The following is a 26741-nucleotide window of genomic DNA, read 5'->3' on the forward strand; positions in this document are numbered from 1 at the left end:
GGCGGACAGCGACACGTGGATCGGCCCCGCCACGATAAACTCGGGCGACATGGCGTACAGGCTGTTGGTGTTGGTGGGGGCTTGGCGGCCGTTGCTGAGCGGCCCCCAGGTGCGCCCGTCGCGGTGGGCGCCGATTTCCACGTCGGTGTTGTGGCCGAGCCAGCGGTTGGCCCGTTTGGTGCAGTTGCTGGAGCTGCCGGTCCAGGGCCAGTTGTTGTCGTTGTTGAATGCTTGGCCGTTCTCGTCGCGCTGGTCGGTTAGCAGGTCGTTCTGCCACCACACCTCCGGGTTGCTGCTGTTTCCCTCGCGGTTGCAGAAGTCCTGGTAGTCGTCGGCCACCAGCTTGCCGCCGCCGGCCGAGTCCATCCAGTAGACGGGCACGCCGTCGCGGAAGGCCGTGCCGTCGTGCATGGCGAGGTGGTCGCGCACGTCCACCGTCTGGGTGGACCCGACCGCTTTGAATCCCGGCGCATAGGGCTTGATCGCGGCCAGCGTGTTGGCGCTCTTGGTGAGCTCGCTCTGCACGTAGCCGTCGTAGGTGGCGATGTCGGTGGCGGTGGCCGCCCACCGCGACGTGGTGCGGAACATCAGCCGGAAACGGTCGCCGGCCCCCAAGCCGGACGGCTTGAGCGCCCAGTCCCCCGGCACCACATGCGCATCGGCATCCGGAACCGCCGGCGCCGCCGTCTGCGCCGAGGCCCCCTGCCCGCCCGCAACCAGCGCTGAGCCAGCCAGCAACCCAGCAGCAACGACAAACGCCGCCCACCGCCGCCCGCCGCCCAGAAACCCGAAGCGCCCCCCGCCGCGCCCCCGCCTCAGACAATCAGACCGACACGACCCCCAATCGGGGGGGGGGGGGGGACATCACCAGCCGCAGCGCGCCCGCCCCCGCACCACCTCACCACACCAGCAAAACCAGCCGCAGAAACAGAACCACCAGTCACGCCCCGAACACTCCCGCCAACGCCAAACACAACAACAACCGCCAACATACCAGCAGATCACGGCCCAGTTCGCATTCAGCGCGACAGCGACTCGGGTTTAACAGCGGTCGTTTGCCGCGGTCGCAGGCCATCGTCTCAGCGATCGGTGCGGCGGTGTTGGCGGCGGTGCTCATAGCGCTCGACGGCCAGGTCGACCAGCATCTCGATGAGCTGCGGGTAGGCGAGGCCCGACGCCTGCCACAGCTTGGGGTACATGCTGATAGGGGTGAAGCCGGGAATGGTGTTGATCTCGCTGAGCAGCATTCCCCGTCCATCGGATTCATACAGGAAGTCCACTCGGGCCATGCCCTCGCACCGCAGGGCTCGGTAGGCGGAGACTGCGAGGCGCTGGGCCTCCTGGGCGGCAGCCTCGGGGATCTGGGCGGGCACCAGCAGCCTGGCGGCGTCGGTGAGGTATTTGTCGGCGTAGTCGTAGAAATCGGCGCCGGGCACGATCTCACCGGGAACCGATGCCCTGGGGTCGCGGTTTCCCAGCACTGATACCTCGATCTCCTGGCCGGTGACGGCCTCCTCGATGATCAGCGTCTCGTCGTACTGGGCGGCGGCCTCGAGCGCTTTGACCGTCTCGAATTCGGTGGTGGCCCGGCTCACCCCCACCGACGAGCCCATGTTGGCTGGCTTCACGAACAGCGGCAGCCCCAACTCCGCGATGGCCTGTTTGGCCACCGCCTCGGGGGGATCGTCGGCCGATGCCGTCCGGTAGCGGCACTGGGGAAGCCCGTGCCGGGCGCACACCAGTTTGGCCATGGATTTGTCCATGCACACCGCCGAGGCCAGCACACCCGATCCCACGTAGGGTACGTCCGCCACTTCCAGCAGGCCCTGAATGGTGCCGTCTTCGCCCATGGGGCCGTGAACCAGGGGGAACACCACCGTGTCGGGCTCGGCGAATATCTCAGCCGGGGCCACGGCGAGTCCGTCGGTGTCCAGCTGGTCGGGAAGGGGATCGGACAGCTCGGCCAGCCGCCACTGCCCCGCTCGGGTGATGCCCAGCGCCACCACCTCGAATCGGTCCTTGTCGGAAGCAGCGGCCACATGGCGGGCCGAGACACACGACACATCGTGCTCGGCTGATCGGCCGCCGAAGAGCAGCACCAAGCGGGTGCGGGTTCCCACGGGCCGACGGTACCCCACGCCGAGTCGCAGCGCGGTACACTCACTACGTTGTCTCTCGAAGGGAGATCGAGTGGGAACAGCTCCAAAGCCCTCGTTGTTGCGCCGTGAGCGGCAGGCGGACGCGGCGAAGGAGTCGTTGCTGCGCTACGACATCGAACCCGAGGATGTGCTCGACGAAGAAACGCTGGCCGAGGATGCGCAACGGCACGAGCAGGCCGAGGCTGAGGCAATGAGTCGCATGGCTGAAAGGGACTGGGCAGACGCCTTGGGCGTTGAAGACTTACGAGAATTGGCCGACCGTGCGCGTCGCGGAGAGCAGATAACCACTCTGCGGAAGACCTGAGGCGTGGCATGGCGCATGGAAGCCCCTCAGAGATGCTTCGACTCTTGGGCTGAAGGGAAAAGCGCCCAAGAGGGGATTCGATTGTTGGATGGCCTTGCCGAGTTGGCAGATCGCCCTTTGACGGAGTTGCCAGGTCTGCGGCGGCAGGGTTTTTCGCCAATGATCCGTTGGACGGTGATCGGGTCGACCGTCGTATACGTACGCGTGTACGAGCAATCAGGCTGCTTTGATCTGGATGGCTTGCGCGACTTCAACATCTAGTGGTGTGCCTTGAGTGGGAGGCTAAGTGGGTGCGACTGATGGCATCGGAAGTGGCTCAGGTGGCCAGCGGCTGGCTGGTGGGTCCCGATGTCGAAGTGTCTGGAATCTCCATCGACTCGAGGACAGTGGCCCAAGGGGAGTTGTTCGTGCCGGTGGTGGCCGAGCGAGACGGCCACGACTTCATTGATGACGCCCTGGCCGCAGGAGCAGCCGCCTATTTGACTGCAATGCCATCCCGGGGAGCCACGGCGGTGGAGGTAGACGACCCCGCCGCCGCCTTAGCCGAACTGGGCCGCTTCGCCCGTAGCAAGTTCGACGGCCCGGTGGTTGGCATCACCGGGTCGGTGGGCAAGACCTCGGTGAAGGACATGGCTGCCGCAGCCATTGGAGCTGACCGACCGACCCACGCCAGTCCGCTGTCGTTCAACAACGAGTTGGGGGTGCCGCTCACCTTGGCCAACTGCCCGGAGGATGCCGAGGCGGTGGTGGTTGAGATGGGGGCACGGGGCAGGGGTCACATCGCCTGGCTCTGCTCGCTGGCCCGACCCACCGTGGGCGTGGTGACCTCCGTCGGGGCGGCCCACACCGAGCTGTTCGGGACCGTGGAGGCCGTGGCCGAGGCCAAGGGCGAGTTAGTGGAGTCTTTGAACCGGTCAGGTGTCGCGGTGCTCAACGCCGACCAGCTCCTGGTGGCGGCCATGGCCGGGCGGACCGAAGCCGCGGTACTGACTTTCGGCCGTACTGCGGGTGATATTCGTGCTTCTGGGGTGAGCTTGGACGATGGGCTGTGCCCTCGATTCCGGCTGGAGACACCCAATGGGCTGGCCGATGTGGCTTTGGCGGTATGCGGCGAGCACATGGTTGACAACGCCTTGGCCGCCGCAGCCGCCGCGTTGGCCGTCGGGGTGGGGGTGGAAGAAATCGCCGCCGGACTGGGGTCGGCCCAACTATCGCCGTGGCGCATGGAGGTGACTGAGCTGTCCTCCGGGGCGGTGATCATCAACGATGCCTACAACGCCAACCCCATGTCGATGGCGGCCGGTCTGCGCTCGCTGGCCGCCGTGGACCGACCCCGCCGGGTGGCGGTACTTGGGGTCATGGCCGAGCTAGGGGACCGGGCTGCGGCCGAACACGCCGCCATCGGCGAATTGGCCCACGAACTGGGCATCGAGGTCATCCCGGTGGCCACCGCCGACTACGGGCTGACGCCAGTTGCGGACGCCGCCGCCGCGGTAGCAGCCCTCGGGGCGGTGGAAGGCGACACCGCGGTATTGGTCAAGGCCAGCCGAGCCGCCCGCCTGGAAGCTGTCGCCACTGCCCTTTCCGGGCTCTAAGGGCGGTACTGTCGGGGCTTCGGGGTGAAGGAGCTTAAAATGGACTTTCGAGAGCGGTCGGTGCAGGAGTGGGCCGCGGCGGTGCGGGATCGGGAGGTGTCGGCCCGGGAGATGGTCGAGGCTTCGCTGGCGGCCATCGAGGCTCAAGAGGAATTGAACGCCTTCGTGGCCACCGACCCGGAGCGGTCGCTGGCCGAGGCCGACGAGATTGACACCCGGCTGGCCTCCGGCGACGAGGTCGGACCGCTGGCTGGCATTCCTTTCGGGGTCAAAGACCTTGAGGATGCCGCCGGTTATGTGACCACCCAGGGGTCGTTCCTGCACGCCGATGATCCGCCGGCAGAAGCCGACAGCATTCTGGTGGAGCGGCTGAGAGCGGCGGGCTGTGTGGTGATGGGCAAGACCAACACCCCGGAGTTCGGTTGGACCGGCGACACCTACAACCCCGTGTTCGGGGCCACCGGCAACCCGTGGAACCTGAAGCGCTCGCCGGGCGGGTCATCGGGCGGCACCGCCGCCGCGCTGACCGCGGGACTGGTGCCGCTGTGTACCGGCTCTGACGTGGGCGGGTCGATCCGCATCCCTGCTGCGGCCTGCGGGTTCAGCGGCTTCAAGGCCAGCCTGGGCCGAGTGCCGGTAGAAGGGACGTACCGGCTGTGGCCCCTGTCGGTTCACGGTCCGATGGCGCTGCGGGTGGCCGATATCGCCTTCGTGCAAGACCTGGTGATGGGGCCGTCGCCCCGCGACCTCGACTCGCTGCCCCGGCCCCACCAGTCATGGCGCCAGGCGCTGGACTAAGATTGGCGGCCCCAGAAAGCAGTGTGGTGCCCGGCCCCCGATGGCAAGCCGTCCGACGCCGAAGTGGTGGCGGTGTGCGAGGCCGCGGTGGCCCAGTTGGAAGCGGCCGGCGTAGCGGTGGAGGTGCAAGAAGAGGGCCTGTTCAATGACCCGATCTGGGAGTACGTGCTGTTGTCGGCCAACGCGGTGTCGGGCGAGCTGGGCGAGCTGTCCGACGAGCAGATGGAGAGGATCACCCCCGGCCTGCGCTACTACTTCGGGCTTTCCACCGCCCCCCAAGTAGCCGACTTCAACCGGGCGCTCGACATCTTCTACGACATGTCCGAGACGCTCAACGGTGTGCTAGCCGACGCCGACCTGCTGCTCACCCCCACAGTGGCCGGCCACTTTCCCGAGTGCGGGGGCCAGGGGCTGGTCAACGGCGAGCTGGTCGACAACTGGATACGCCACACCTACCCCTACAACCTGACCCGGCTGCCGGCGGGCAGCGTTCGAGCCGGTTTCGCCGCCGACGGCATGCCGGTGGGACTCCAGTTGGTGGGCCGCCAGCTCGGCGATGTGCGGGTGCTCCAGGCCATGGCCTACTGCGAACAACTGTTCGCGCCCCCGATGTGGCCTGCGCTATCCTGAACGACCCCCGGACCGTTAGCTCAGATGGCCAGAGCGCTCGCCTCACACGCGAGAGGTCACTGGTTCAAGTCCAGTACGGTCCACCGCTCCAGCTGATCATGTGCTCCGCGCCGCTGACCTGACCGAAACGGTGCTCACGGTGGTCGGAGACTTGTGAGCAGGATCGTCGAGTTTTTCAAGCACGCGAATGTGGTGATCGAGGGCTTCTTCGTGCGTCATCGGTGTTTCTGGCACAGGGTCGCCGTTTTCGAGCATCCCCTCAATGTGGAATTCAATGGCTCGGGCGGCAGTTTCCTGCAGTTCTTCCCAGGTGCTCGCAGTGAATACACAGCCGGGAAGATCCGGCACGTAGGCCGAATAGTTTCTTGGGCCCTTCGCACAGACCACGGCGAACTCAAGCGTCATTGCGGCTCCCTTTGAGACCGGCTTGCTTCAAGATGCTCGACAATACCCACGGCGCCAAGTCGTCACTGGGCTTGCCCGCAATGGTTACTGTACCGGGCTTGGTCGGATGGTGGTACTGGCGGTGGCTCCATAAGTATATGTTTAGCTATTTCAATATATTCCCGCCTACTCGCTTTCAGACGGCCAGAGCGCTCGCCTCACACGCGAGAGGTCACTGGTTCAAGTCAGTACGGTCCGCTGAAACGCTGGCGCTAAGCCCCCAACGAGGGATTCTCAGACATCGACTCGATGGTGGAGGAGGCGATCACATTGTGGTCGGCGTCGAGCGACTCGAACAGCACGCCGGTGGGGGAGTGGAGATTGAACAGCACGATGGCGCCCTCGGGGCCGCCCCTCTCCATGTGGACTTCTCCGCCGGGGCTCTGGCTGTAAGTGCCAGCCGGTTTGATTTTGTGGACGGTCTCGCCGTTGGGCTCGATGTCGAATACGTGGTGCTCACCTTGGAGCACCAGGGTGCGGGTGGCAGCCACGTGGCGGTGGAAGTGGCAGTGGGAGTTGGGGGCGAAGCGCACCAACAGGTCGAGCGTGCCGTTCTCGGGCTGCGAGCCGAGCACGGCCAAGTCGAAATCGACCAGATAGTCGAACTCTGGACCGCCCTCCATGTGGGTCCAGTCCAAGTCGTCTAGATCGAATCGAGCCTCAAAGGTCATGAGCCGTATCGTAGTGAGCTATGACCGACACCCTCTCTTCGGACGCCACCGGACTGGACTTCGACCCCGACGCTCTCCGGGAGAAATACCGCCAGGAGCGCGACAAGCGCCTGCGGTCCGATGGAAACGATCAGTACATCGCCATGGATGGGGAGTTTTCCCGCTACCTGGATGATCCGGCCCAGGCTGGCATCGTCCGCGAGCCCCTGACCGACGAGGTGGACGTGGCCATCATCGGCACCGGTTTCAGCGGGTTGCTGGCCGGGGCTCGGCTGCGGCAGTTCGGGGTGGAGAGCATCCGTATGATCGAGACCGGGGCCGAGTTCGGCGGCACCTGGTACTGGAACCAGTACCCCGGCGTGCAGTGCGACATCGAGTCGTACATCTATCTGCCCCTCCTCGAGGAAATGGAGTACATGCCCAAGGAGAAGTACTCCTATGGCCCCGAGATCCTGGAGCACTGCCGGGCGCTGGGCCGCCATTTCGATCTGTACCGGGACGTCTGTTTCGGCACCCGGGTGCATGAGATGCACTGGGACGACACCGATGATCGCTGGGTGCTGCACACCAACCACGACGACCGGATGCGGGCCCGGTTTGTGATCATGGCCATCGGGCCGCTCAGCCGGCCCAAGCTGCCCGGCATCGCTGGCATCGACACCTTCGAGGGCCACTCGTTCCACACCAGCCGGTGGGACTACGACTACACCGGCGGCGACACCAACGGCGGCCTGACCAAGCTCTCCGACAAGGTGGTCGGGGTGATCGGCACCGGCGCCACCGCGGTGCAGTGCATCCCCCATGTGGGCGAGGCAGCCAAGCACCTGTACGTGTTCCAGCGGACCCCGTCGTCCATTGACGTGCGAGGCAACCGCCCCACCGACCAAGAATGGGTCGAGTCGCTGGAGCCCGGCTGGCAGCAGCACCGAATCGAGAACTTCGGCAACATCGTGGCCGGCAGCATGCAGGAGGAAGACCTGGTCAGCGACGGCTGGACCGATATCCTCCGCAACCTCACCGCGCTGGGGGAGGGCGCACGACTGGGCACCCCCGAGGAGATCGCTGAGGCCATGGAGATGGCCGACTTCCAGAAAATGGAACAGATCCGCAGCCGGGTCGACGAGTTGATCGCCGACCCGAACGTCGCCGATGCGCTGAAGCCCTATTACCGGCAGTTCTGCAAGCGGCCCTGTTTCCACGACGACTATCTGCCCACCTTCAACCGCGACAACGTCACCCTCGTCGACACCGACGGCCAGGGCGTGGAGCGCATCACCCCTCGGGGCGTGGTGGCCGGCGGCCAGGAGTACGAGCTGGACTGCTTGATCTTCGCCACCGGGTTCGAGGTGGGCACCGACTATTCCCACCGGGCCAACTGCGAGATCTACGGCCGGGGCGGGGTGACACTGAGCGAGCGGTGGAAGGACGGCATGTCCACCTTCCACGGTGTGGTCAGCCGGGGGTACCCCAACCTGTTGCACATGGGCGGCATCCAGTCGGGGGTATCGCCCAACTTCACCGAGCTCTACAACGAGCAGAGCCAGCACGTGGCCTACATCGTCGAGCAGGGGCTGTCGTCGGGGGCAACCGTGATCGAGCCCACCGAGGAGGCCGAGGCCGAGTGGGTGCGTACCATCTTCGAGTCGGCCTATCGGCGGGCCGGCTTCCTCGAGTCGTGTACGCCCGGTTACTACAACAACGAGGGCAAGCCCGATGATGGCCCCGGCTGGTTCGGGGGCACCTACGGCGGCGGCGCCCAGGAGTTCTTCAAGCTTCTCAAGGCGTGGCGCGACGAGGGGTCCCTAGAAGGCCTGGAACTCCGCAGTTGACAAATGATGGCCAGATCATCGTGTTTGGTGACCGGAATTTCCGACTATAATTTAGGGCTATGGAAAAAGTCGCTGCGGAGACTGCCAGGACTATGCCGGCCAATGAGTTCAAGACCCACTGCCTGCGGGTGATGGACGAGGTGGCCGAGACCGGCCAAGAGGTGATAGTCACCAAGCACCGCAAGCCAGTGGCGAAGCTCGTGCCGATGCCTGCACCCGGAGGTATCGTCGGCCTGTTCAAAGGTGTGATGACGGTCTCCGGCAATATCGACAAGCCTGCCTTCTCCCTAGATGAGTGGGAGGTCTTCTCCAACCCCGAGCAGGTGGTCAACCCCATGTCGAGAAAGGGATGATGCTCACGCTGGACACCAACGTGCTCATCGGCATCACCCTTGATGACGGCCGGGTTGGCTCTCTCTTCAGGGCTGAAGCAGAAAGTCTAGTCACCGAGCGCAGGCTGGCGGTGTCCTCGGCAGTGGTGCTGGAGATGGTGAGGCTCAACAGGGACGGAGTGATCTCAATGGGGATGCACCCACTGGTGTGGTGTCGGAATCTGTTGGGCACCGGTGTTGTGGACATTCCCGTCGATTACCGCATTGCTGCCGAAGCAGTGCTGTTGGCCGACAGGGGCTTTCATCCCGACCCAATGGATCAGGTGATCGCAGCCACGGCCATTGTGTGCGGTCACGAACTCGCCACCTTTGACGAGGACATCATCTCGTGGGCAGAGAGCAATCCGGAACTGCAATTGGTTGACCCCCGTCGATGAGCAATGGGGCCAATCCGCCCCGGCAGGTGAGGGGTTTGTCCGCCATTGGCTGACGCCGATGACTAGTTTGAGGACATGGCGGTCAAATTCGCCTATCGCAGCGGCGAGACCTGGGCCGATCCCTGGGACGACTATCGGGTGCTGCGCGACGAGGATCCGGTGCACGAGGTGGGCGACGGCGAGTTCTGGGTGCTGTCCCGATTCGACGACGTATTCGCCGCCGCCCGGGACACCGCCACCTACTCGTCGGCCAACGGACTGACCACCGCTCCCGACGACATGGCCAGCTTCGGTGACGAGGCCCGGCCCATCGTGATGATGGACCCGCCCGAGCACACCGCCATGCGCCGACTGGTGAGCCGGCCCATGACCCCTCGCCAGGTGGCTCCGGTGGAGGACCAGGTTCGGGCCTTCGTCGCCGACAAGCTCGACGAAGTGGCCGACGCTGGGGACGTCGACATCGTCCAAGCGCTGTTCAAGCCGCTGCCCAGCTATCTGGTGGCGCACTATCTGGGCGTCCCGCCCGAAGACCGGGTGCTGTTCGACCGCTGGACCGAGCGCATCGTGCAGGCCACGGCCGAGTCAACCGCCGCCTATGGCCAGAACCAAAGCGCGTTTCTCGAGCTGTTCGAGTACGCCACCGGGCTGATCGAGCGCCGCAAGGCCGAACCCGGAGACGACCTGGTGACCGGCCTGGTCGCAGAGGGCGAAGACGTCGCCTCGGCCATGTGGATCGTGGGGTTCATCTTCACCATGATCACCGGCGGCAACGACACCGTCACTGGGATGCTTAGCAGCTCGGCAGTGCTGCTCGACCGCCACCGGGATCAGCGCCAGCTGTTGATCGACGACCCGTCGGCCATTCCCAATGCGGTGGAGGAGCTGCTGCGACTGACCTCCCCGGTGCAGAACCTGGCCCGCACGTTGACCCGAGACGTGACCCTGCACGGCGTCACCATGCCCGAGGGCAAGAAGGCGTTGCTGCTGTTCGCGTCGGCCAACCGGGACGAGCGAGAGTTCGGCCCCACCGCCGGGGAGCTCGATGTGAAGCGCAAGATCGACAAGATTGTGGCCCTCGGCTACGGCGCCCATCACTGCCTCGGCGCGTCGGTGGCCCGGCTCCAGTGCAGAGTCGCCCTCGAAGAGCTGTTAGCGCGCTTCCCCGACTACTCAGTCGATGAGGACACCGCCCGCTTCGCCTCCGGCTGGTCGACTCGCCGCTACGAGTACCTGCCGTTCTCCACTAACTGAGTTCGCCGAGGCGCTCGAGGAACTGGGTGGGAGCGCCCACGTATTGGGCGATCTCGGCCCTTGTCAGCAATTCGCTCCACTGCCCGTCGTGGTGGCGAACAATGGAAGGCAACCCAGTAGCAGCAGCCAGCTGTTCAGCAGTGGCCTCGTTGCGGTGGACCAGGTCCAGCTCAACGTCGGAGACTTCGCAGGCCTGCTTCCAGCTCCGGGACCCCATCGGGTTCCACCCGTGGGTGATGTCGCACAGCGCGCACTTCCCCCGGCCCAAGACCTTCCCCATGGCATATCGCAGTTCGCCGCTGAGGCCTCCGTTGGCGTCGTATATCCCCACGAGAGACACGCTTAAGCGTATCGGCCAAAATCCCCGTTTACTGGGGCTGGCAGGCCCACTGCGACCAGGGATCGAGGCCGGTGGCATCTTCGAAGAACCGGACGAACTTGGCCGCTTGCAGGTTCGTGGCCGGATCGGTGAGGTCGACGGGTTGCCCGTTGTGGGAGCGGATCGACCACTCCGGGCGACTCCAGCCGGTGAGCCAGCCCTCGTTGATCTGCATGAGGCCCACCGATTCCACCCCCCACTCCTCCATGTAGCGGGTGTTCGGATTGCCGTGAGACTCGCAAGCCATTACCGAGAGCACATCGTCCACTTCGTCGGCCGGGAAGAACTCCTCCACCAACGGACGCCACTGCTCGACGCCGAAGTGGTCGTAGCTGTCGATCCGGCTTCCGCCGGCAACCAGAACGAAAGCGGACAGGGCGAGAAAGGCAAACAGGCGTAGTGGGCGCATATTGGGGCTCTTGGGTGTCCAGATTGATTGGGGAGATTGAAATGACGGTCAATCTCGATTAATCCGCTGCCCGTATGCCCGCCTCAGCGGCACTGCCGCCGGGCCCCTTTACGGAGCGGCTGAGCAAGATAGCGGCGATAACCAAGGCAATGCCAAGCAATTCCCTAACACTGGGCACCTGGATGAGCACGGCCAAGCCCACCAGCACCGCGGTGGCGGGGAGCAGTGCCTGCAAGAGGGCGAAGCGGTGCTGGGTGATGCGCTTCATCACCAGCTGATCGATCCAGTAGGGAATGACGTTGGACAACAGGCCGGTGACCAGGGCCAACAGCAGAACTACCGGCGAATCCAGCGCCGGCCCCAGCTCAGGGGCGCCGAATCCACTGATGGCCGCCGCACCGGCCAGCATTCCCAGGCCCAGGCCGTCGACCGCCGCCGGGCCGCGGGCCACTCGGTGGCCCAGCACGATGTAGCCGGCCCAGAACATTCCGGCCAAGAGGGCGAAACCCACCCCCCGCATGGTGCCTTCGGCCTCCACCCCGGCCAGCACTACCACGCCTCCCGCGGCCATCAGCAGTGCAGCCCCCGAGCGCAAGGTGCGGGTGAAGGCAGCGGCCACGAGGATCGGGCCGGTGAATTCGATGGCCACCGCATTGCCCAGTGGCAGCTCGTCGATGGACAGATAAATCGACAGGTTCATGGCGGCCAGCGTCATCCCGAAGGCCGACGCCCATGCCAGGTCGCTGGCCTTCCACCGGCGTTGCCAGGAGCGCCGCAGCAGGATGATCATCAACGCCGCCCCGAGCACCCTCACCAATGCCACGCCCGCCGGGGCCATCTCGTCGAACAGGTGAACGGCCACTGCCGCCCCTAGGTACTGGGATACCGCCCCCACCACAAACAGCGGTTCGGGGGCGACTGAATCCGATCGGTGCAGGCGGACCACCTCCGTGTTCTACCCGTCCCGGTCTCCTCTATGCAGCAAATTCATGTGGTATCTCAGCCACCGCAGCCTTGTAGGGGTTCGTAGAGTGCAGGAATGGACAGCGGCGACATGCGGGAGCGGGTGGAGGAGGCCCGCACCGGGGTGCTCGGCACTGTCACCGTGGAGGGTCGGCCCCACGCAGTGCCGTGCTGCTTCGTGTTGACCGACGACGTGTTGTATTCGGCGGTGGACGCCAAGCCCAAGTCCACATTGGTGCTGCGCCGACTGGACAACCTGGCCGCCAACCCGGCGGCTTGCCTGCTGGTGGACCGCTACGACGACGACTGGTCGCAGCTCTGGTGGATCCGGGTGGATGGAACCGCTCGAGTGTTGACCGACGGCGACGAGCGCGACCACGCCCTCGACTTGCTGGCTGCCAAGTATCACCAGTACCAGGAAACCCGCCCGCCCGGCCCGGTTATCGCTATTGACATCACCGACTGGCGCGCCTGGCCCTAGCGGTGTGTCGGCTGGGCCTATTGAGGTGCTTCCGCCGCGGCGTTGCGGCCGGCTACTCGGCCAAAGGCTAAGGCGTCGCCGATGTGGAAGCCGCCGTCTTTGCACCGGCTGTAGGTGGAGCTGACGGTGCCGGCGGCGTAGAGGCGGCCGATGGTCTCGCCGAAGGGGTCGAGCACTTGGGCCTTCTCGTTGCGGCGGGGGCCGCCGTTGGTCCAGCCCAACAGGGGAGCGGAGGTGAACCCGTAGTAGGGGGGAGTGGCCAGCGGGGCGAGGGTGGCCGCTGGGCGGCCCAACGGGTCGTGCCCGGCGGCACAGGCGTCGTTCCACGAGCCCACCGCAGCCTCCAATCCGTCGGGGTCGATCCCCAAGACCTCGGCCAGTTCGGCGGGAGTGTCGGCCTGTTGGATCCACCCCTTTTCGATCTCGGCTGAATTGTCGGCGCTCCACTCGTAGCCCTCCATAAGCAGGTTCCACCCCACCGGCAGAATCTCTCTGGGCGGCGAGATGGGCCCGGCCTTCCGGGTGGCCTCGTCGAAGATCACATGCACAGGCCGCCGTTGGAACAGCTCGTAGTCGCCGTCGATGAGGCCGTGACCATGGCCTTGGGGTGGGATCTCATTGTGGGACCGTCGGCCGTCGTTGCCCACGCATATGAATCCCATGGAGTAGATGAACATCACGTACATCCCCGCCTCGAACCCGTCGGCGGCAAAACCGAGGGCGGCCATCATGTTGTCCATGTGCCACAGATCGGCGCCCACCTTCTGAGCCATCTTGATGCCATCGCCGGTTCCGGCCGGTGAACCCCACACCGGCGAGCCGGGCAGTTGCAAGTAGTCCCGCACCATCTCCGGGTTGTTCTCGAAGCCGCCAGTGGCCAGCACAACGCCCCGACGAGCGCCCACTCGGAGCGGCTGGCCGCCCGAAGACGCCACCACACCGACCACCGAGCCGTCGTCGTCGGTCACCAGCTCCTTGGCCGGCGTGTCCAGCGCCACCTCGACCCCCCGGTCCCGCACCACAGCCGACAGGACTTTCCATAAAAGCTGTTGGCCCATCTCCCCGTTGACCCCCAGGTAGCCGCCGTAGAACTCTGCCCCAGGCAGTTCGGGATATTCGGGCTTGTAGTCGGCATGGACACCGGGGGTAACCCCCAGGCTCTCCAGCCACTCGGTGTTCTTGTAGGTCTCGTCAGCCCAGACCTCGATGATCTCCTCGGGCAAGGTGTAGGGGCCGCACAGCGACCGCAGGTATGTGGCCATCCCGTCGCGATCGAGGCTGTTGTACCAAATGCCTCCCGAGATGCGGGTGTTGCCGCCCTCGCGGCCCTCGGGCATTTTCTCCAGCAAGATCACCGACGCCCCCGCATCGGCCGCCGAAATAGCGGCGGCACACCCCGCCGCTCCCATCCCCAGAACTACAACGTCAGCTTCCCGGTCCCATCCATTGCTCATGGCTGGGAATGTAGTGGGTCTATTGATTAGGCGGGCGACTCCACCCGGTACAGCTCTTCGGCGTTGCCCCACAGGAGCTGGTGGCGGGCTTCGGGGGAGAAGTGGCCCAGGCTGGCGGCGATCTTCTCCTCCACGTTGTCGTAGAGGCAGGTGGGGTGGGGGAAGTCGGTCTCGAACAGCACGTTGTCCAGCGGGATCCGGTCGCCCAGCACATCCTGGGGTGCTGATTCTTCAAACCAGAATGTGGTGTACACCTGATCGTAGAAGTACTCGCTGGGCAGCTTTTCGAACTCAGGCCGCTCCTGCCTGCCACCGCCCTCGACGAATTGGTGGTCGAGCGCCTCGAGCATGAACGGCAACCAGCCGATGCCCGACTCCACCGACACCACTCGTAGCTTCGGGAACCGGGGCAGCACGCCCGACAGCAGCAAGTCGCACACCTGGATCCCGTTCTTGGTGAACAGGTCTATGGATTGGAGGGCGTAGGCCTCCACGAAGCCCCGGCGCTCCACTCGGGTGCGGTCCCAGTTGAACTCGCCGCTGCCGATGTGGAACGACACCACCATGTCGCAGTCGCATATTGCCGACCAGAACGGGTCCCAGTGGGACTCGCCCAGATAGGGCAGGCCGAACACCTGGGGCTCGCCGGTGAAGTTCACCGATCGGTAGCCCTTTGCCGCACACCGCTGTACTTCGGCCACCGCGCTGTCCACGTCCCAAAACGGGGTGGCCATCGATGGAATGAGGCGCCGGTCATCGGCGCTGCACCACTCGGAGAGGAAGTCGTTGTAAGCCCGGACGCACTCGTATTTCAGCTTGGCGTCCTCGATGGACAAGAACTTCTGGGCGCCGAACCCGCCAACGTTGGGATACAGCACCTCGGCCCACACCCCCCGCTGGTCCATGAGCTCTAAGCGGGCCTGGGCGTCGTAAGCCGCCGGATGCACCTCGTCATAGCCGGCAGGGGAGTCGGGCATGGGCTTCTTCCACCCCGCGGGGGCCGTCGGGCCCACCGCGCCGATGCGCTCGTCGCCCAGCAGCCACACCTCCCGGCCCTCGGCCACCTCCACCCGGGGAACAAGGTCGCGGTGGCGGGCGGACACCCGGCTGGTCCAAGTGTCGGCCGGCTCGGTGATGTGGGTGTCGACATCGATGATCGAATAGGCCATGCACCAGTCTCGCGCCGTTCAAGCCATTAATGCATTGGCGGCGGACTTCGGATCGGTCAAGGATTAGGGGCATGAGCAGCGCTGGCAGTCCGGGAGGCGATGAGCCCGGCGAGCGCAGCGACTTCATCCGCAGCCTGATCCGCCAGGACATCGCCGATGGCACTTACGGCGGTCGGGTGCAGACCCGATTCCCTCCCGAACCCAACGGCTATCTCCACATCGGCCACGCCAAGTCGATCTGCTTGAACTTCGATTTGGCTACGGAATTCGGCGGCACCTGCAACCTCCGGTTCGACGACACCAACCCCGAGACGGAGCGGGCCGACTTTGTGGCTGCCATCGAGGAGGACATCGCCTGGCTGGGCTATCAGTCCGACCGGGGCACCCTGTACGCCTCCGACTACTTCGAGCAGCTCTACCAGTGGGCCGAGGACCTGATTGCGGCCGGGTTGGCCTATGTGGACGACCAGGACGCCGAGGCCATATCGGAGAACCGGGGCAGCTTCACCGAGGCGGGCACCGAAAGCCCGTGGCGCAACCGCACCCCCGAAGAGAACCTCGACCTGTTCCGGCGGATGACAGCCGGGGAGTTCGCCGACGGCGAGCGGGTGCTGCGGGCCCGCATCGACATGGCCCACGAGAACATGCTCATGCGCGACCCGGTGCTGTACCGCATCCGCCATCACACCCACCATCGCACCGGCGACCGGTGGTGCATCTACCCCACCTACGACTGGGCCCACGGCCAGAGCGACGCGGTGGAAGGCGTGACCAACTCCATCTGCACCCTGGAATTTGACGCCCACCGTCCGCTGTACGACTGGTTCTTGGACCATCTCGATTTGCCCGGCGACCGCCCCCGCCAGACGGAGTTCGCCCGCTTGAACGTGACCCACGCGGTGTTGTCCAAGCGCCGGCTGTTGCAGTTGGTGGGCGATGGCCATGTGGACGGCTGGGACGATCCCCGCATGCCCACCTTGCGGGGCCTTCGCCGCCGCGGCTTCCCGCCCCAGGCCATCAGGGAGTTCTGCCGCCACGTCGGCGTGGCCCGGGTGGACGGCACTGTGGAGGTGGAGCTGCTGGAGTCGTTCGTCCGCCGAGAGATGAACGCCACCGCGCTGCGCCGGATGGCGGTGCTCAACCCGCTGCGCCTGGTGATCGAGAACTATCCCGAGGGCCAAGTGGAGATGCGAGAGGCGGGCAACAACCCCGAGGATCCTTCGGACGGCACTCGGCAGGTGCCGTTCTCCAGGGAGCTCTACATTGAACGGGACGACTTCATGCTCGACCCGCCCCCCAAGTTCTTCCGGCTGTCACCGGGCCGGGAGGTAAGACTGCGCTCGGGCTACTTCGTGACCTGCACCGGGGTGGACACCGACGCTGACGGCAACGTCACCGAGGTCCGCTGCACCTACGACCCCGAGACCGGCTCTGGCCAGGCCCCCGACGGCCGCAAGGTAAAGGCCACCCTCCACTGGGTGTCGGCCGCCCACGCCCTCGACGGTCGGGCTGTGCTCTACGAGCGCCTGTTCACCGACCCCCACCCCGGCGCTGACGGCACCGATCCCATGGACTCGCTCGACCCCGACTCGGCCCAGCTCATCGAGGGCGCCCGCTTCGAGCCCGCCATGGTCGACATCGCCCCCGGCCAAGTGGTCCAGTTCGAGCGCCTCGGCTACTTCGCCCGAGACCCCGAAACCCCCGATCTGTTCCACCGCACCGTCGGCCTAAGAGACGAGTGGGCCCGCATCCAAAAGCGCCAGGGCAACAAGTAGTCACGCAGGCTGCCGCCATGCCGTGAAACCCACTAAGGGGTTCTAAGCGTTCTGTATTATGTAACACGGCGCTCTGAGTGGGGAGGCTTTTGGTGAAGCGGTATGTGGCTTTGGCGGTCGTGTTCTGTGTGGTGACAGCGGGCTTGGCGGTGCCTGCTGGGGGGCAGTTTGAGGATGGAGCTACAGTTCCGCCTGGACCTCCAGCTTCGACTGCGACGAGGTCGGTTGCGGGATTGGTAGAAGGGGGCGGTGCTGTTGGGGCGGAGGGTTCGGAGGTTTTCGTTCCAGTTCCGGCAGTGCCCGGTGTGCCGCCTGCTGATGGGCCGCTTTCGGACGATGCGGCTGGGCTAGATGACGGCACTCCTGCTGAGGGGGCAGATGGTGCGTCGGAACCGCCCCCGGAGCCAACACCGGATCCGGTTGCGGTGGATAACGGTTCTGAATCAGGGCCGGTTCCGGTTGTTGGAGAGTTCGGGCCTGCGCCCGAGGGTTTTGAGGGGTTGCCGCCTTGCGGCGAGGGCTATGTGTGCGGGCAGGCAAGCATTCTGCCGCCGCCGACAGGTTTGTCTTGTTCGGCGACGGCGTCGTCGATTGCGTTCTCATGAAATGCGGTTGCGGGTGCGGACGACTATACGGCGAAGCTCCAGTTGGCAGTGCCCAACAGTCCTCAAACCCCGAAGACCACATCTTCGACTTCGGTGACATTCACCGAATTGTTGTCGTCAACGAGGTACTACCTGGGTGTTCATGCCAATGTGGATGGCGCGGCCCAGTACTTTTCGGGCATCTATTGCACAACCCCGGTGGGACCGCCGGCCTGCGGGACGGTTTCGGCGAGTTCGGTGCGGTTGAATTGGCGGGCTGATTCCCGGGTCAACAGCTGGTATGTGGGCCGAAGGACCACACCGGGTAACTATGTTGACGGGCGGTCTGCTCTGGGGTCCACGCTGACGACGACATTCACCGGCTTGGCCAGGAATGTGTCGTACACATTCTACTTCTGGTACCGGCTATCGCCTGGGGGAACGTGGCATCAGGTTCATCCCAGCAGGTCGTGTACCACGACAGCGCCGCCGTCGGCACCCTCAGTTTCCTGCACGACTACGGCAAGCAGTATCACTGCCACGTGGGGGTCGGTTGCGGGGGCGGCCCGGTATCGGGTTTCCAGGGGCGCTGGGTGGGCCACTGCCTCTGGGCGGAGCCATGTGTTCTCCAACCTGGAGGAGTCGACTGCCTATACCGTGAGAGTCCAAGGCGGCAACACGGCTGGCTGGGGCGCCGTCGGGACGGCGAGCTGTACAACTGCGACGTCGGTTCTCCCGGCGCCCACCGGTCTAGCGTGCTCGGCGACACCCACGTCGATCTCGTTCTCTTGGAACTCGGTCGCGGGTGCCGACAGCTATATGGCGAAGATCCAGCTCGCAGTGGCGGGCAGCCCGCAGACATCGAAGAGTGCGACATCGACATCGGTGGTGTTCGACAGCTTGGAGCCGGCCACGAGGTATTGGGTGGGCGTGCATGCGGTCAAGAGCAGCACGCCTCAGCTGTCTGCGGGCGTGTATTGCACGACCCTGGCCGACATCGCTGCGCCCGTCGTCTCATGTATGGTCACATCGACCACCATTATGGCGTCTTGGACGGCGATTACAGGGGCCACGAAGTACCGGGCCAAGCGGGGCAGTGATAGCTGGACCTCTGACCTGACAGAGACGTCGCATGTGTTCTCGGGCTTGTCGTCGGGCACGGCCTACACCATTACCGTCCAGTCAGGCAGCACTGCGGGTTGGGGCCGGGCCGGCACAGCGACCTGCGTGACGATGGCGGCTGGGTTGAGTTGCGGGACGGCGACCATTTCCAGTGTGGTGTTGAACTGGGAGGCTAGGCCCGGGGTGAGGTGGTGGTACGCCGCCCGCTCAGTGCCCGGCGACTTCACCGACGGCAGGATGCTCGATGGAGAGCTGTCGACGAGGTTCACCGGTTTGTCCAAGGACACCTCCTATGTGCTTCGCCTCTGGTGGTGGGGCAGCAGCCGGTGGAACGAAGTGACCCCTTCGCCGGTCTGCGAGACAACTCCGGTGGCCGCCCCGGTCTTGACGGCCCACACCACGGGGGGCAACACGCTCACCATCGAGTGGAACCCGGTAGACGGTGCCGAGGTGTATCAGGTGAGGTACAGGCCAAGTCAGTCGGCTGGCGCCTCGGGGGCGTCCGGGACCAACGATTGGCGGACAGTGGTGTCGACGGGTGAGTTTCATACCGTCACTGGCCTGAGTCCCGGCACCGAGTACACGGTGGAGATCCGGGCCGGGATCGGAATCCCCCGGCGCTGGAGTGCGGTCCCCTCCTTTTCCCTTACGATGTCCCCAACCACTTGCGCAGCGAGCACCACGACGAGCGTCACGATCTCTTGGGACGACACCGCTGACCAGTACCACTGGCAGACCAGGCGGATAACGGGAATAAACCAGTACACCGACACCAAAACGTTTACCAAGGGCGGTGCTACCGAGGCGACGTACACCGGCCTCCAACCCGGCACGAAGTACTGGTTCGGCGTGTGGCGGCGCACAGAGACCACTGACCAGTGGCAGCCCTACACTCGCTTCCCTCATTGCCATACCAGCCCCAGCAATCCGGTGATCGACCAGTGCCCGCAAACCGCGGATTCCTCCGGCACGGTTCGATGGACGCCTAACGGCGCCTCCTCCTATCGGATCACCAGCCAAGGCACGGCAACCAACCCCAACTGGATTACCACCAACGCCAACTCCTATACCTTCACCGGTCTTGCCGAAGGCACCACCTATGCCGTCCAACTCCAAGCCTGGAACCCTTCGGGATGGAGCACCGGCAGCACCTGCCAATTGACAACTCTCCCGGCCATACCCACAGGAACGCTTACTACTACGAGCGGTACGAAGTACTATTTCACCAAAGGAACGGTCAAGGGAGTCCTCTACTCTGCAGGAAAGGCCATAAACGACAGGAGCACTTCAACCAGCACAGTCACTCAGATCACTTGCGGCAACGGCGGCAGTATGGCAATAAATCAACTCGCCGCGATCATGTTGTCGATACCAATCTACGAAATTGAATCTCCGACTAACGCCAATGCAGCCACATCTCCCATGGTGCTGAGTAGATGGGACAACCCCAGCCAGCAAGAGCAGACGCATGCGAGAATGACCGAGAGTTTGAACAAGAGGCTGTATTCGCATATGGACACGGCAGGGTATCTTAGGGCTCACTGGAGTCCCGGCGTTGGCCTATGGCAACTTGACCAACTTAACAACACTGTCTTGAACATGAACCATGCCGAGCGCGCAAACACCACAAAGGGCGGTGTCGAGGTTGCAAAGTGGCTGCTCAACGGTTATTGCCGTAACACCGCTGGAGATGCGGGACTCAAGACTGCCTTGAGGAGGTGGGTCGCTTGCTATGAGGAAACAAGCACAACCCACAGGTGCTACAACGCCTACAATAGCGGCCCGCTCAAGCTCTACGAGAACGGCAAACTCAACATAGGCGTTGCACAAACCCATGGAGATATTGATGGCGGCGTCAAGGAGCGCACATGTCGATGGATTTCAAATGAGGAAGAAATGCCGTGCTTCCTTTATGATGCTGACGCACCTCAAGGGAAGATAAAAGGAGAAGACAAAACCGGTCAGAATAGTGCGCGAACTCCATTGGCAAAGGCATTCGTATCCCTCACCGATCCTGAAACGGGAACTAGATATGCGGCGTGGCCCAAACAGTGGCCGCGGTCATCGGCTTATGTGGATTGGCCCACAGATGTAGTGGCCACAGATAAGACCATTTATAGAGCCGTCAAACAAAACGAGGAAGTCCGGTGTAGCCCCGGCCGCGATTCAACGCCAGAAACCGTAAATGATTGTGCGGAAGGAACCTATAAGCCGTTCGGGGATGCGATCGCCAACGAAGACTTTTCCGGTGGAAATAGAATCGTAGAGGGTTGGTACGACGACTCAGTGCCCTTCCGCAATGGCGGTACTGCTGCGGACAGGCGCAATCTCCAGGTCCAAACCTGCGAAGCGAGAGTAATAGCTGGACAAAGCGTTGTCTACTGCAGGTGGGTAGATGTCTAGAAGCCCTTCACGTGTCGAGAGAGGTGGAAGGATGGGATTGAGCGCGTTGGTGATTGTTCGACGGGTTGCTGTGGTGATCGCGGCAGGAGGGCTTACTGTTGTCGGGTGCGGTAGCGAAACGGCTGGTCGAACTATGGCGGAGCCGATATCGGCGTCGGCACCCACACCAACGGACACGAAGGTAGCTGTGGCAGAAGAGCCTGCTGCTACAGAACTGCCAATTGTTGCCGGGGAGCCGTCTTGGGACCAAGATAAGTTGGAAAGGGAATCGCCGGTCGCCGCGCCTTCTACCACGCCGACGGTAGAAGCAACTTTGGATGACGACGACTCATCCACGACTGGAGCGGTTGGGGATTCGGAGCCTCCGGAGCTTCTAGAGCACGACGTTTCGGATGAAGAGAATGCCCCTGACGATACGCCGCTAGCGTCCGATCCGGACTTCCCGCCACAAGCTGAAGATGTAGTAGTAATCGAATCTTTCAATGTGAAAGAATGCGTGATGCGGGGAATGTTGCACAACCAGTCGGACAGCCTGTTTGCTAGAGATGTTGTGTTGATTATTGAATCTCCAGATAGGAGCAAGAAAGCCAGTTGGCATTGGCCGCTTATGATGCTGCCAGACGAGCGGGCACCTTTTGAAATCAATATAAATTGGTCGCGCAACGAACTCGCTGCAACTACTCCGAGTAATTCTCAATGGATGGAGCCGTATGATCTGGCGCAGAGTTCCTGGAGCAGTATATGGCACACCGTCACAGCGACCTTTTCTGAAAAGCCAGACGTGTCTCGCTCTTTCTCGTGGAATGCAGATGGGACCGAAGACTATAATCTGTTCCAATCATTTCAGAACTATTTGGTTTACGATGATCGAGTATTTGAGAGTGAAGATTGGTACGAATTTCGATACAGGGGAGGCCGCGGTGTCAGGCTCCTGCATCGCCATAAATTTGAGTTAGTTTACCCAAACTATCTCGTCATAAGTAACGACCTCGACCCCATCTTATCTGAGTTCCAACCGTATGACTTTACCGACATTTACTATACCCCAGAAATTTCACCTCCAACCATTCGATATCAAACCCCCGAGATTCCATATCAGAAGTTTTATGATCCGATAAATGATCAGACCGCGAAAGACGTCAAAGTATATCAAGCTATTCTTGGACCAGGTGGAGTTCTAGACGTGAGAGAGCTCATACTTCACACAGTTGTAGAGGAAATAAGCCCGGAAGGAAGAATTGTGGATCGCACTATGACTCCAATTTCCGAACTTGTAAACTATGATTCAGGCACCGCTATACCAGTTTATGTTCGAGTTACCACTCCAGATCGGATCGATAATCCACCAGGTGACAATTGGGACTACGAAGGAAAGGTCTGGATTGGGATTGCTGGCCAAGGAGATCCATTTGCAGATTCAAAAGATGTCTCGCAAGTATTGAGTTCTGGTAGACAAGGAAGAGATATTCCGCGCGGCACATGCGACTTGCCAGGTGGATTGGCTGTACAAGATTTTATGATTCAAAGCAATAGTGGAATCGCAGGCCAGGTGTTCAATATCCCGTTGGGATATTTTGGAACATTTGACGCGTTCGAACCATCTCAAGAGGCGATCGACGATGTCATCGTTGAAGATGAAACGATTGCAATAATCGATGGTGTTATTCGAGGTTTGGTACACAATCTTTCTGCCGACAAGTTTGCTCGGGGTGTGACCGTGACTGCGGTACCAAAGGATGGCAGCGAAGATAGCGCAAGCTGGCAGTGGCCACTGACTCTGCAACCCGGTGAACGGGCTCCCTTCGAAATTATAGGCTGGAACGGTGTCTCTGATCCGGAGGCATTTTCTTTCCAAGTGTCAGCGTCGTTTTCAGAGCAGGTTGATATCAGCCGCGCATTTCGTGTGGAAAGATCTAATAACTTTGGCTATGTGTATAAAGAGGATGCCAGGGAATTATACAATAGGGAAAAGTACCAAAACTCATACCCTGGTAACTATAGGGATTATAATGTCTGGTTAGGTCAGAATCGAAACTATCTTCTTTGGGATGAGTTTGAAAAAATATACCTGGATGTCCTGACTCCTGATCTTGATTCCGATGTCGCAAAATTCGAATATTCGGAGATATATGCTAGCGTTGTGCGCGCTGACTCACATCCAAGTTTGGACGGTAAGATCGATACGCAAGTCATTGATGAATTGAAGGCATATCGTGCCATCTTCAATTCAAATATGGAGGTCGTTGAAGTTTACGAGTTGATACCATTCACATCCGTCTATTCTTCGAACGCTCCTATCAATCGTCGCCTCATGCCAGTCAACGTTGTCCCCACGCCAAATGGCTGGACTCCTAAAACCGTACAGATGCTCTTGGTCTCCCCCATGGAAAGTGAAGAGGACACTGAGACCTATTATTCCAGCCAGGTGTGGATTGGCGGAACGTCCTAGCCTTGCTCGGTTAGTTGTCTTGACGGCACACATCCCGAGGTATGGGATGGTCACGTAATGGATCGGGTGGAAGCGATTGGGATCAGTCCCTAATGGGCCAGCGTTCGGCGGTGGTGTTGGGGGCGGGCCAGGCGTCGGCGTTGAGGGCGGCGTCGCTGCCACCGTCCATGAACACCACCGAGCCGCAGAAAAAGCTGGCGTCAGGCGACAGCAGGAAGGCCAGAAGGTTGGCCACCTCGGCAGGGCGTCCGGGACGGTTCTGAGGGATGGGGTAGACATCGCCCAGGTTCATGATCATGTCGATGTTGTCGGCCACCAACGGGGTGTCGATGAGCCCGGGGGCTACTGCGTTCAACCGGATGCCCGAACCGATCCAATCGGCGCCGATGGCGGTGCGGCGGACCCACCGGGCCAGGGCCAGTTTGCTGGTGGCGTAAGCCGTTCCCGGATCGGAGCCGGCCAGCTCTCTGGCTTGGGTCTCGTCGTCGTTGAGGCAGGCCTCGACCAGCCCATCGGGCAGGGCGACCAAAGTGGTACTGGAGTTGGAGCTGATGGCCACTGCCGAAGAGTCGGTGCCCTGGGCCAACAAGGGGCGCAGTCCCTCCACGGTGGCCAGCGCACCGAAGTAGTTGATCGAAACCACTTGCTGAGGATCGGGCCCTGTGATCCCCGCTCCGGCCACCAGTCCGTCGATCCGGCCTCCGCTGGCTGCGGCCACCGCGCCGATCATCTCGGTGCGCCCCTCAGGAGTGGACAGATCGGCGATGACCTCGGCATCCCGTATGTCCACCCCGATCACCTCATGGCCGTCGCGGGCAAGCCGCTCCCTAGTGGCTTGGCCGATTCCGCCTGCTGATCCGGTGATGACAATCGTTCCCATGGGCACTTATCCTTAGCAGGCTCCTGCGGTACCTTCCATATTCTCATTTTCCTTGTGAATAAATTGTATTCATAAGATGAATAGATATGATTTAACCCATGGACGGAATCGCTCTGCCCCGTCTCGCCGCTTCGAGCCTGGTCGACCGGCTGGAGGTCATGCCAGCGGTGGTAGTTACCGGCGCACGCCAATCGGGAAAGAGCACTCTTGTCCAGGAACTTATCCCTGGCACTCGACGCTATTTCACCCTTGACGACCTCGATGTGATCGATGTGATCCGCAGCGATCCCGCCGCTCTGGTAGGCGGTAACCAGCCGACGGCCATCGATGAGGTGCAACGGGCACCCGAACTGCTTCATGAGATCAAGAAAGCCATCGATCGCGACCGCAAGCCGGGACAATTCCTATTGACCGGCTCAGCCAACCTGTTGTTGATGAGCCAGGTATCAGAGTCATTGGCCGGAAGGGCCAGCTATCTGACGCTGGGGCCGATGACCCGCCGGGAGCAAATGGGCCTGGGTCGAGGTGGCGTTTGGGAGGAGTTGTTCAGCACCCCGGGTGAGGAATGGCTTGATCTGGTGGTTGCTCAACCCGGTAGCCGCGAGGATTGGCGCGCCCTTTGCCGACGGGGCGGATTTCCCCAGCCGGCGGTGCATCTGGAAACTGCTGAGGAGCGGGCCATCTGGTTTGACGGCTACGTCAGGACCTACCTGGAGCGCGACTTGAGAGACCTCTCCTCGATATCGTCGCTCCCCGACTTCCGACGGTTGATGCGGGCCGCCTGCCACCGTGTGGGCCAGATTCTCAATCAGGTGGAATTGGGCCGCGACGTCGCACTGTCTCAGTCGACGGCTCACCGGTATCTCAATCTGCTGGAGACTTCATACTTGTTGGTACGGCTTCCGGCATTTGCGGTGAACCGAACCAAGCGGCTCGTCAAGTCGCCCAAGCTCTATTGGGGAGATATCGGATTGGCGCTTCATCTGGCCCAGACATCCGAGCCCGAAGGCGCCCACCTGGAAAACTTGGTGCTCTGCGACGTGCTGGCTTGGCGCGACGCACGAATCAACCAGGCCGATGTGTTCTATTGGCGAACGAGGACGGGGGAGGAGGTGGATTTGGTGATCGAGGTCGCCGACCGCCTGATTCCCATAGAGATCAAAGCCACCGAACGCCCTCGCCTCGGCGACGCCGCCCACCTGCGAGCGTTCCGAACCGAATATGGCGACCGGTCCGGCCCCGGCTTGCTCCTCCATACCGGATCAACCATGGAATGGCTCACTCCCAACGTGCTTGCCGCCCCCTGGTGGAAGGTGATGTGACCCGCTGAGCCCTAGTTCTAAGCGGGGTCTAGGGGTTCCCATTGGGGCTCGCGTTTTTCGGCGAAGGCGGCGGGGCCCTCGATCTGGTCGGGGTGGCCCCATATGCCGGTCATGTGGAAGGCGCCGGTCTTGCTGGCCTCGGTGAGCCCGTGTTCCATGGCATCCCATAGGGCCTTCTTGGTGGCGGCCATGGCTGAGGGGGAGTTGCGGGCGATGGCTTCGGCGATCTCGCCAGCCCGCTTTCGCAGGCGCTCGGGCGGACCGACGATTTCGCTGATCATGCCCAGCTCGTAGGCCCGCTGGGCGCTCATTCGCTCGTGGGCACCCATCAACGCCATGCGCATGACTGTTTCGGCGGGCATCTTCTTCAATAGCGCGATGGCCTCCAGTGCCACAACCTGTCCCACCGACACGTGGGGGTCGAAGAACTGGGCGTCGGAGGCCGCGATCACGATGTCGGCGTCGGCCACCCAATGGAAGCCGCCCCCGCAGCAGATACCGTTCACCGCGGTGATCACCGGCTTGCGCACCTTCTGGTGCCAAGAGGTGAAGTGCAGGTCGAATTTCTCCACCGACTCGCGATAGCGCTCCATGCCTTGGCCGTCGGTGGCTAGTTCCACCACGTCCACCCCGGTCTGGAAGGCCCGACCCTCCCCGGTGTGGACGATCACCCGCACCTCGGAGTCTCGATCCAGCTCCAGCCACGCCTCGGCGAACTCCTCTCGCATCTGGGAGTTCATGGCATTGAGCTGATCGGGGCGGTTGTTTATCAGCCATCCCACCCGGCCCTCGCGCTCCACGATCAGCGTTTCGTAGCCCATCTCGCCAGTCTGTCGCGGTACTCCCACCGATGCCCCGTCGTTGGGGAGGTCCATCATCTGCGATTTGGAATTTCTCCCCG

Annotated in this window: 29 protein-coding genes, 1 tRNA gene and 1 pseudogene; 14 read left to right on the forward strand and 17 right to left on the reverse strand. The window is 62.8% G+C overall.

The window, feature by feature from the left end:
• Both OXG30_11635 and OXG30_11640 read right to left on the reverse strand, forming a co-directional pair.
• The coding region (locus OXG30_11635; protein MCY4135545.1) for a hypothetical protein at nucleotides 1–738 on the reverse strand (738 nt) is incomplete at its 3' end.
• A 341-nt stretch (nucleotides 739–1079) separates the two neighbouring features.
• Complete coding sequence (locus OXG30_11640) at nucleotides 1080–2120, reverse strand: D-alanine--D-alanine ligase (protein MCY4135546.1); 1041 nt, start codon at nucleotides 2118–2120, stop codon at nucleotides 1080–1082.
• Nucleotides 2121–2190: 70 nt separating this feature from the next.
• On the opposite strand from OXG30_11640, the gene OXG30_11645 reads away from it, so the two are divergent.
• The 5 genes from OXG30_11645 to OXG30_11665 all read left to right on the forward strand — a co-directional run bounded on the left by OXG30_11645 (nucleotide 2191) and on the right by OXG30_11665 (nucleotide 5569).
• Nucleotides 2191–2463, forward strand: a complete 273-nt coding sequence (locus OXG30_11645; GenBank protein MCY4135547.1) for a hypothetical protein — start codon at nucleotides 2191–2193, stop codon at nucleotides 2461–2463.
• Between the two features lie 290 nt (nucleotides 2464–2753).
• A complete protein-coding gene (locus OXG30_11650) occupies nucleotides 2754–4058 on the forward strand; it encodes a UDP-N-acetylmuramoyl-tripeptide--D-alanyl-D-alanine ligase (protein ID MCY4135548.1) in 1305 nt (434 codons plus the stop codon).
• A 39-nt stretch (nucleotides 4059–4097) separates the two neighbouring features.
• Nucleotides 4098–4856, forward strand: a complete 759-nt coding sequence (locus OXG30_11655) for an amidase (GenBank protein ID MCY4135549.1) — start codon at nucleotides 4098–4100, stop codon at nucleotides 4854–4856.
• A gap of 21 nt (nucleotides 4857–4877) precedes the next feature.
• A complete protein-coding gene (locus OXG30_11660; protein ID MCY4135550.1) occupies nucleotides 4878–5486 on the forward strand; it encodes an amidase family protein in 609 nt (202 codons plus the stop codon).
• A 9-nt stretch (nucleotides 5487–5495) separates the two neighbouring features.
• Nucleotides 5496–5569, forward strand: a tRNA-Val gene (locus OXG30_11665).
• Between the two features lie 130 nt (nucleotides 5570–5699).
• On the opposite strand, the pseudogene OXG30_11670 reads toward OXG30_11665, so the two are convergent.
• From OXG30_11670 to OXG30_11680, 3 genes and pseudogenes are all read right to left on the reverse strand, one after another.
• Nucleotides 5700–5891 (reverse strand): annotated as a pseudogene (locus OXG30_11670) (type II toxin-antitoxin system HicB family antitoxin).
• Complete coding sequence (locus OXG30_11675; protein ID MCY4135551.1) at nucleotides 5881–6030, reverse strand: type II toxin-antitoxin system HicA family toxin; 150 nt, start codon at nucleotides 6028–6030, stop codon at nucleotides 5881–5883. The pseudogene OXG30_11670 and the gene OXG30_11675 overlap by 11 nt, the downstream one beginning before the upstream one ends.
• 112 nt (nucleotides 6031–6142) lie before the next feature.
• Complete coding sequence (locus OXG30_11680; GenBank protein MCY4135552.1) at nucleotides 6143–6601, reverse strand: hypothetical protein; 459 nt, start codon at nucleotides 6599–6601, stop codon at nucleotides 6143–6145.
• 20 nt (nucleotides 6602–6621) lie between these two features.
• Between OXG30_11680 and OXG30_11685 the strand changes: the two genes are divergently transcribed.
• The 4 genes from OXG30_11685 to OXG30_11700 all read left to right on the forward strand — a co-directional run bounded on the left by OXG30_11685 (nucleotide 6622) and on the right by OXG30_11700 (nucleotide 10450).
• Nucleotides 6622–8430, forward strand: coding sequence for an NAD(P)/FAD-dependent oxidoreductase (locus OXG30_11685; protein MCY4135553.1), 1809 nt, complete (start codon nucleotides 6622–6624; stop codon nucleotides 8428–8430).
• Nucleotides 8431–8489: 59 nt separating this feature from the next.
• Nucleotides 8490–8783 (forward strand): type II toxin-antitoxin system prevent-host-death family antitoxin, encoded by a 294-nt coding sequence (locus OXG30_11690; GenBank protein ID MCY4135554.1) that lies wholly within the window; start codon nucleotides 8490–8492, stop codon nucleotides 8781–8783.
• Nucleotides 8783–9199 (forward strand): PIN domain-containing protein, encoded by a 417-nt coding sequence (locus tag OXG30_11695; GenBank protein MCY4135555.1) that lies wholly within the window; start codon nucleotides 8783–8785, stop codon nucleotides 9197–9199. Before OXG30_11690 ends, OXG30_11695 begins: the two co-directional genes overlap by 1 nt.
• 75 nt (nucleotides 9200–9274) lie before the next feature.
• On the forward strand, nucleotides 9275–10450 hold the full coding sequence (locus tag OXG30_11700; GenBank protein ID MCY4135556.1) for a cytochrome P450: 1176 nt from the start codon (nucleotides 9275–9277) through the stop codon (nucleotides 10448–10450).
• On the opposite strand, the gene OXG30_11705 is transcribed toward OXG30_11700, so the two are convergent.
• The 3 genes from OXG30_11705 to OXG30_11715 are packed head-to-tail and all read right to left on the reverse strand — an operon-like array spanning nucleotide 10443 to nucleotide 12184.
• Nucleotides 10443–10790, reverse strand: a complete 348-nt coding sequence (locus OXG30_11705) for a hypothetical protein (protein MCY4135557.1) — start codon at nucleotides 10788–10790, stop codon at nucleotides 10443–10445. The two genes, OXG30_11700 and OXG30_11705, sit on opposite strands and share 8 nt — an antisense overlap.
• A gap of 28 nt (nucleotides 10791–10818) precedes the next feature.
• Nucleotides 10819–11238, reverse strand: a complete 420-nt coding sequence (locus OXG30_11710; GenBank protein ID MCY4135558.1) for a transglycosylase SLT domain-containing protein — start codon at nucleotides 11236–11238, stop codon at nucleotides 10819–10821.
• Nucleotides 11239–11296: 58 nt separating this feature from the next.
• A complete protein-coding gene (locus OXG30_11715) occupies nucleotides 11297–12184 on the reverse strand; it encodes an EamA family transporter (protein ID MCY4135559.1) in 888 nt (295 codons plus the stop codon).
• 93 nt (nucleotides 12185–12277) lie between these two features.
• On the opposite strand from OXG30_11715, the gene OXG30_11720 reads away from it, so the two are divergent.
• On the forward strand, nucleotides 12278–12682 hold the full coding sequence (locus tag OXG30_11720) for a TIGR03668 family PPOX class F420-dependent oxidoreductase (GenBank protein MCY4135560.1): 405 nt from the start codon (nucleotides 12278–12280) through the stop codon (nucleotides 12680–12682).
• 17 nt (nucleotides 12683–12699) lie between these two features.
• Here OXG30_11720 and OXG30_11725 read toward each other — a convergent pair whose 3' ends face one another.
• Complete coding sequence (locus OXG30_11725) at nucleotides 12700–14136, reverse strand: FAD-dependent oxidoreductase (GenBank protein ID MCY4135561.1); 1437 nt, start codon at nucleotides 14134–14136, stop codon at nucleotides 12700–12702.
• 26 nt (nucleotides 14137–14162) lie between these two features.
• Nucleotides 14163–15305, reverse strand: coding sequence for an amidohydrolase family protein (locus tag OXG30_11730; protein MCY4135562.1), 1143 nt, complete (start codon nucleotides 15303–15305; stop codon nucleotides 14163–14165).
• A gap of 71 nt (nucleotides 15306–15376) precedes the next feature.
• Here OXG30_11730 and OXG30_11735 point away from each other — a divergent pair, with 71 nt between their 5' ends.
• A complete protein-coding gene (locus OXG30_11735) occupies nucleotides 15377–17080 on the forward strand; it encodes a glutamine--tRNA ligase/YqeY domain fusion protein (protein ID MCY4135563.1) in 1704 nt (567 codons plus the stop codon).
• A gap of 1039 nt (nucleotides 17081–18119) precedes the next feature.
• On the opposite strand, the gene OXG30_11740 is transcribed toward OXG30_11735, so the two are convergent.
• From OXG30_11740 to OXG30_11760, 5 genes are all read right to left on the reverse strand, one after another.
• A complete protein-coding gene (locus OXG30_11740) occupies nucleotides 18120–18296 on the reverse strand; it encodes a hypothetical protein (protein ID MCY4135564.1) in 177 nt (58 codons plus the stop codon).
• Between the two features lie 183 nt (nucleotides 18297–18479).
• Entirely contained in the window at nucleotides 18480–18617 is a 138-nt protein-coding gene (locus OXG30_11745) for a hypothetical protein (GenBank protein MCY4135565.1), read from the reverse strand.
• Nucleotides 18618–18827: 210 nt separating this feature from the next.
• Nucleotides 18828–19067: a hypothetical protein gene (locus OXG30_11750; GenBank protein MCY4135566.1), complete on the reverse strand. Its 240-nt coding sequence runs from the start codon at nucleotides 19065–19067 to the stop codon at nucleotides 18828–18830.
• Between the two features lie 9 nt (nucleotides 19068–19076).
• A complete protein-coding gene (locus OXG30_11755) occupies nucleotides 19077–19205 on the reverse strand; it encodes a hypothetical protein (protein MCY4135567.1) in 129 nt (42 codons plus the stop codon).
• Nucleotides 19206–19331: 126 nt separating this feature from the next.
• Nucleotides 19332–19658: a hypothetical protein gene (locus OXG30_11760; protein ID MCY4135568.1), complete on the reverse strand. Its 327-nt coding sequence runs from the start codon at nucleotides 19656–19658 to the stop codon at nucleotides 19332–19334.
• A 286-nt stretch (nucleotides 19659–19944) separates the two neighbouring features.
• On the opposite strand from OXG30_11760, the gene OXG30_11765 reads away from it, so the two are divergent.
• Nucleotides 19945–21189, forward strand: a complete 1245-nt coding sequence (locus OXG30_11765; GenBank protein ID MCY4135569.1) for a hypothetical protein — start codon at nucleotides 19945–19947, stop codon at nucleotides 21187–21189.
• A gap of 37 nt (nucleotides 21190–21226) precedes the next feature.
• Entirely contained in the window at nucleotides 21227–23638 is a 2412-nt protein-coding gene (locus OXG30_11770) for a hypothetical protein (protein ID MCY4135570.1), read from the forward strand.
• An 82-nt stretch (nucleotides 23639–23720) separates the two neighbouring features.
• Here OXG30_11770 and OXG30_11775 read toward each other — a convergent pair whose 3' ends face one another.
• Complete coding sequence (locus OXG30_11775) at nucleotides 23721–24518, reverse strand: SDR family oxidoreductase (protein MCY4135571.1); 798 nt, start codon at nucleotides 24516–24518, stop codon at nucleotides 23721–23723.
• Nucleotides 24519–24616: 98 nt separating this feature from the next.
• Here OXG30_11775 and OXG30_11780 point away from each other — a divergent pair, with 98 nt between their 5' ends.
• On the forward strand, nucleotides 24617–25840 hold the full coding sequence (locus OXG30_11780) for an ATP-binding protein (protein MCY4135572.1): 1224 nt from the start codon (nucleotides 24617–24619) through the stop codon (nucleotides 25838–25840).
• A 17-nt stretch (nucleotides 25841–25857) separates the two neighbouring features.
• Here OXG30_11780 and OXG30_11785 read toward each other — a convergent pair whose 3' ends face one another.
• Nucleotides 25858–26661 (reverse strand): enoyl-CoA hydratase/isomerase family protein, encoded by an 804-nt coding sequence (locus OXG30_11785; GenBank protein ID MCY4135573.1) that lies wholly within the window; start codon nucleotides 26659–26661, stop codon nucleotides 25858–25860.
• Nucleotides 26662–26741 lie beyond the last annotated feature (80 nt).

This window comes from bacterium, assembly GCA_026708015.1.
Taxonomy (GTDB): domain Bacteria; phylum Actinomycetota; class Acidimicrobiia; order Acidimicrobiales; family Bin134; genus Poriferisocius.